The organism is Gaetbulibacter sp. NE (genome assembly GCF_025548475.1).
GTDB lineage: Bacteria > Bacteroidota > Bacteroidia > Flavobacteriales > Flavobacteriaceae > Gaetbulibacter_B > Gaetbulibacter_B jejuensis.
Genome location: NZ_JAOQHY010000037.1, coordinates 1 through 446, shown reverse-complemented (window position 1 = coordinate 446; position 446 = coordinate 1). Strand labels below are relative to the sequence as shown.

The following is a 446-nucleotide window of genomic DNA, read 5'->3' as shown; positions in this document are numbered from 1 at the left end:
ATGATAATAAATTGTCGTTATCTGAAATTAAGAATGATTATTATGTGCGCTTTTCGAGTAATGATTGGAATGTTGTTTTCTTATGTGAATATGGAGCGATTGAGGTAAACTTAATCAATATAAAAGACGGTTATCAGTATGAATTAAGCTCAATATTCGAGGATTTAAAACCTGAATCTAATATGATTCAAGAATTCGCTAAAAATGCTTGGAGTTCCGAAGATTCTATAGAATTTTGGATTGAAGTTTTGACTGAATTCTATCCTTTTTTTATAAAACAATATAAAAATCTGAAAGAACAAATTTCTAAACACAGAACTAGAAGTTATTTGCTAATTGAATTTGCACTCAAGAACGGTTCTAAATCATTAAAATCTGAATTTACTTGGAGTAATGACAATTGGATTGAAAAAGCATCGAAAGAATATATTAAGAAAAAAAACTAA

Annotated in this window: 1 protein-coding gene; it reads left to right on the top strand. The window is 27.4% G+C overall.

The features are described 5' to 3' along the window. Positions 1-446 (top strand): hypothetical protein (locus OD803_RS14495; protein WP_262734072.1); only part of this gene is annotated, 446 nt, incomplete at its 5' end.